This is a genomic window from Zhongshania sp., from assembly GCF_041623545.1.
Classification (GTDB): Bacteria; Pseudomonadota; Gammaproteobacteria; order Pseudomonadales; family Spongiibacteraceae; genus Spongiibacter.
In genome coordinates this window covers 1-4,164 of sequence record NZ_JBFJWS010000282.1, presented here as the reverse complement: position 1 = coordinate 4,164, position 4,164 = coordinate 1, and the positions used below count along the sequence as shown (strand labels likewise).

The window sequence follows — 4,164 nt, the reverse complement described above, 5'->3', positions numbered from 1 at the left end:
CTTGAGCAGACTAAAAATGGTGATGCCAACGCGATCGGCGCTGCTTCGGTCGAATTCCTCCATGTTATGGGCTTCACGCTGTATACCTATATGTGGGCAATGATGTGCAAAGCAGTATTAAGCGGTGACTGCGCCCAAGGCGAGGCCTTTGCGCAAGCCAAGCTGCACACGGCGCGGTTCTTTGTTCAGCGCTTATTGCCACAAGCCAAGGGCTTGAGCGAGTCGGTTCGCAATGGCAGTGCTAGTTTGATGGATATTCCAGAGGAAGCTTTCGCCTAAGGAATCGCTTAAACGCTCGATCCTCGCTCGCTACGCTTAGTAGCGATGCCTGGATAGGGCTATAAGTAGTAAAGCTGGAGAAGAGGGCGGCATCTTGCGATAATGATGCCGCCTTTTTTATTGCCTGCGTTTTTGTAAAATACTGTAGCGGGTTATGCCTAACTCTGTGGTGAGCCAATGGAAAACGAACACAATAAGCTTAATCCTGAAGATCAAGCAAAGGTTGATGCCTTTTTAAAGCAGGGCTACAACGAGGTCGACCGCAAGCCCTTTAGGCCTTTAAAATTGCTCGGCATTCTGTTTGTTATTGTGTCGTTCATTACTGTTGGGAGCCTTTTGCTCGCGCGCGCTAGCGGCATACATTAGGCCTTTTTAGCCGAGTTTTTTCATATCGACTGCGAAATAGCGGTACCAAATACTGTGTTCTTCTTGAGGCGATTGTTTCCAGCCGTACTGGCTTGGCCGCTCGGTTTCTATTGCGAGGGTGCCAAACAGTAGCCAGTCATACACTGCCAATAAATTACACATATTCTTCGCCGAGTTTTTACCCCGAGCGTGATGGTGATGATGCTGAGTGGGAAAGGTAATTATATGGCACAGTCCCCGCATGGTTTTGCGCACCCAGGGCCAAGGGTGATTTAAAAAATATAAATCGTAATTCCAATTCACATGGTTGTGGGCTGCCCACAGTCCTTTAAATACAGTGCCGATTAGAAATACCTCGGTAAGCCCCAAATAAAGGCACACAAACTGAAACCAAAAATTGGGCATGATAAACCAAAATAACCAGTGCTCGACAAAGGTTTGGGTCACGCTGAGCTCACCTTTACCGTCGTTGCCCCCACTAAAGTGGTGCGGGCGGTGACCCATTTTAAAAAGTTGCTGCAGCACGAGTAGCGGCTTCCAACGAGGTCGGCGGGCGTGAGAGAAGAAATGGGCGCCGCTGTGCAGTAATTCCTCAATACATATATATGCAATGAGCACGGGCCAAAAATAGTCCTGCTGCAGCCAGCTGAGGCTGCCTTGAAAGTGAGGTGCTAGTTGGGTGCCGAGCCAAGCAATGGTAAATATCAAGGCCGGTCTTTGAACGGCGCTAAGGCCAAATGCGGCAATGACTGCCATGCCCCAGTCTTCCCGAGACTTTTTGCCGTCGCGGTTGCGGCCGGCCAGCCACTCCCATGCCGATGCTAAGATAATAAACAGAATGACCGAGAGACTGACGATGTTGTCCATGACTTATTCCTTGCGGCGTTTATTGTGTTACTAGCATAGCGGTCTATAATTATTTGTGAATTAGATGTTTTGTATAATTATTATTTGATATTAATATAATTAGGCTTTGTAATGTTGAATCTGCGCGGTATCGATCTGAATTTATTGGCGATTTTTGACGCGCTGATGGTTGATGAAAATATGACACGTGCTGCAGAGCGATTGGGTATGAGCCAGCCCGCCATGAGCGCAGCCTTACAGCGTTTGCGACTTACCTTTAAAGACGAATTGTTTGTTCGCACTCGCCTCGGCATGATTTCGACACCAAAAGCGCAGGCTATTTATCCGCAAATCCGTGATGCCCTAGCCTTAATTCGCAGCACGCTTACGCAAGATCAGGTATTTGACCCAAAGAGTGCACGACGCAGTTTTCGTTTACTCGGCGACAATTATTTTGAGGCAGTGGCCTTGGGTCCGCTGTTGAAGCGAATGCTGTTGGCCGGTTCAGAGCTCAGAGTCGAAGTCCTCGGCTTTTCAGGGCAGAATAAGGAGTTGCTGGCTGCTTTGCGACGCATAGAAATCGATGTCCTCATCGACTATCTGCCGCTACAGCAGGATTTTATCTGCACTGAGGAGCTAGGCCGAGAGCGTTTAGTTGTCATCGCTAGGCAGGGCCATCCACGCATTGAAGGTAGTTTGTCGTTGCCACAATACCTCGCCGAAGAACACGTTTTTTTGCCGCTACGCAGTCGCGAGCGCAGTCAATTAGAAGTGGCATTGGGTGGGCAGTCTCTTAAGCGTAAAAAAGCCGCACAGGTGCAAAACTTTTCCAGTATGTTACCGGTAGTGGCCAGCACAGATTTTCTTGCCGTCATGCCCTCGCGTATTCAGCAGCTGTATGCTGGCGCGTTTGACTTGCAGTGCTTCGATTTTCCTTTGGCGATTGAGCCTATACCCATTTGGATGATGTGGCCGGTGGCACTTGATGGGGACAGTGGCCAGCAGTGGTTTCGACAGCAGTTGCGGGGTTTAACCGTTGAGCTTTTGGCTGAGGCCAATTCGCTATAGGTTTTATCCAGAGGTGGCCTGTGCTCGCCGGCGGGTATATTGGCATCCGTTCAAATATCGAATAGGAGATCTTATGTCTATTTCGCTTACGCATCTGGCACTGCATGTCCAGGACCTTAATGCCTGTGTGGCATTCTATTGTGACTACGCGGGTTTGAAAGTAGTTCACCGGCGCAGTAATACTGGTGGTGAGGTGGTCTGGTTGGCCGAAGAGGGGCGGGAGCAGGATTTTATTTTGGTATTGTTGCCCGGTGGGCCCGGGCGTCATCAGCAGGATTGCGATTACTCTCACCTCGGTTTTGCTGTGCAGAGTCGCGCGGCAGTGGATGTGATTGCGGCACGGGCCAAGCAAGATGGCATACTTGCTTGGTCGACTCGGCAAGAGCCATTTCCCGTTGGCTATTACTGTGGGCTGCGCGACCCCGATGGCAATTTTGTGGAGTTCAGTTACGGTCAGCCACTTGGGGCCGGTGCTGATAAAATTTAGTGACGCTGACGATAGGCTCAATTATGGAAATTGAAATTGCCGACTATCACAATACTCGGCACCGTGCCGGCATCGTGAAATTAATGGCGGCTTATGCGCTAGACCCCATGGGCGGCGGTGAAGCGCTGCCGGAAAGCGTACTAACTAGATTGTGCGATGCTTTGGCGGCAGAGTCTGGCGCCGTCAGTTTATTGGTTTTTGATGACGACGACGCGGTCGGCCTGCTGACCGCCTTGCGCGGGTTTTCCACTTTTAAATGCCAGCCGCTGCTTAATATCCATGATGTCATGGTGCTGCCTGAACATCGTGGTCAAGGGCTCAGTGTAAAGATGATTGCAGTGCTTGAGGCTTATGCGCGCAAATCGGGGTTTTGCAAATTGACCTTGGAAGTTCTGGCGAATAATGTGCGTGCTCAGCGTGTATATCAGCATTGCGGATTTGCGCCCTATGAACTCGATCCTAGCCAAGGTGCTGCGACATTTTGGCAAAAAGTACTGAATTAAATCGTCGCGAGCGATGTTTGGTGGTAGGCGGTGTGGCGGGTTATTCTCAAGTGGCTGGCAGGTAAAAATTAAAAGGAACTCTGGAATGAAAGGCAAAATACTTGATTTTAAAGCGGATACTGGCACCGGCGTGATTAGCGCTGATGACGGCCAGCGCTACAGTTTTAATGCCGCCCAGTGGCAGGCGGAGGGCGTCGTAAAACCCGGGGCCGCGGTCGATTTTGTGGCAAAGGGCGGCCAAGCCGAGGCAATTTATTTGGATAATACACTGAGCACCGGTTCGTCTAAAAAAGTGGCTGCGGCACTATTTGCCTTTTTTTTCGGCGCCTTTGGCGTACACAAATTTTATCTGGGGTATACCAAGCAGGGGGTCATTATGGTGTTGGCCTTTCTGTTTGGCTTTATCTTGGCCGGCCTGCCCTCATTAATTATCGCCATCATCGCATTTATTGAATTTATTATTTATATCACCAAATCCGATGCGGAATTTGAGCAGACGTATGTACTTAATCGGCGTCCGTGGTTTTAGAGCTACCTGGGTTGAATTGCTGTGACAAAGCGCATTGTTGTGTTAACTGGTGCGGGTATTTCGGCTGAGTCTGGCATTAAGACTTT

7 protein-coding genes are annotated in these 4,164 nt (G+C 49.8%); 6 read left to right on the top strand and 1 reads right to left on the bottom strand.

All coding sequences use genetic code 11. The features are described 5' to 3' along the window. The coding region (locus ABYT30_RS16460; RefSeq protein WP_373097544.1) for an acyl-CoA dehydrogenase C-terminal domain-containing protein at positions 1 to 279 on the top strand (279 nt) is incomplete at its 5' end. A 177-nt stretch (positions 280 to 456) separates the two neighbouring features. Then, on the top strand, positions 457 to 645 hold the full coding sequence (locus tag ABYT30_RS16455) for a DUF3094 family protein (RefSeq protein WP_373082272.1): 189 nt from the start codon (positions 457 to 459) through the stop codon (positions 643 to 645). A gap of 6 nt (positions 646 to 651) precedes the next feature. On the opposite strand, the gene ABYT30_RS16450 is transcribed toward ABYT30_RS16455, so the two are convergent. Then, complete coding sequence (locus tag ABYT30_RS16450) at positions 652 to 1,512, bottom strand: sterol desaturase family protein (protein ID WP_373097543.1); 861 nt, start codon at positions 1,510 to 1,512, stop codon at positions 652 to 654. A 111-nt stretch (positions 1,513 to 1,623) separates the two neighbouring features. Here ABYT30_RS16450 and ABYT30_RS16445 point away from each other — a divergent pair, with 111 nt between their 5' ends. The 4 genes from ABYT30_RS16445 to ABYT30_RS16430 all read left to right on the top strand — a co-directional run bounded on the left by ABYT30_RS16445 (position 1,624) and on the right by ABYT30_RS16430 (position 4,078). After that, the gene (locus tag ABYT30_RS16445) at positions 1,624 to 2,559 is read left to right on the top strand and encodes a LysR substrate-binding domain-containing protein (RefSeq protein ID WP_373097542.1); all 936 of its coding nucleotides are present in this window, start codon (positions 1,624 to 1,626) and stop codon (positions 2,557 to 2,559) included. Between the two features lie 73 nt (positions 2,560 to 2,632). Then, positions 2,633 to 3,046 carry a VOC family protein gene (locus tag ABYT30_RS16440; protein WP_373097541.1) on the top strand — a complete coding sequence of 138 codons (414 nt, stop codon included), beginning with the start codon at positions 2,633 to 2,635 and terminating at the stop codon, positions 3,044 to 3,046. Positions 3,047 to 3,069: 23 nt separating this feature from the next. Further along, a complete protein-coding gene (locus ABYT30_RS16435) occupies positions 3,070 to 3,549 on the top strand; it encodes a GNAT family N-acetyltransferase (protein WP_373097540.1) in 480 nt (159 codons plus the stop codon). Positions 3,550 to 3,634: 85 nt separating this feature from the next. Then, positions 3,635 to 4,078, top strand: coding sequence for an NINE protein (locus tag ABYT30_RS16430; protein ID WP_373082261.1), 444 nt, complete (start codon positions 3,635 to 3,637; stop codon positions 4,076 to 4,078). Positions 4,079 to 4,164: the final 86 nt, after the last annotated feature.

Bases quoted from the DNA above. Each gene is read 5' to 3' on its own strand.
- ABYT30_RS16455 (WP_373082272.1), top strand. From the start codon at position 457: ATGGAAAACGAACACAATAAGCTTAATCCTGAAGATCAAGCAAAGGTT.
- ABYT30_RS16450 (WP_373097543.1), bottom strand. From the start codon at position 1,512: ATGGACAACATCGTCAGTCTCTCGGTCATTCTGTTTATTATCTTAGCA.
- ABYT30_RS16445 (WP_373097542.1), top strand. From the start codon at position 1,624: ATGTTGAATCTGCGCGGTATCGATCTGAATTTATTGGCGATTTTTGAC.
- ABYT30_RS16440 (WP_373097541.1), top strand. From the start codon at position 2,633: ATGTCTATTTCGCTTACGCATCTGGCACTGCATGTCCAGGACCTTAAT.
- ABYT30_RS16435 (WP_373097540.1), top strand. From the start codon at position 3,070: ATGGAAATTGAAATTGCCGACTATCACAATACTCGGCACCGTGCCGGC.
- ABYT30_RS16430 (WP_373082261.1), top strand. From the start codon at position 3,635: ATGAAAGGCAAAATACTTGATTTTAAAGCGGATACTGGCACCGGCGTG.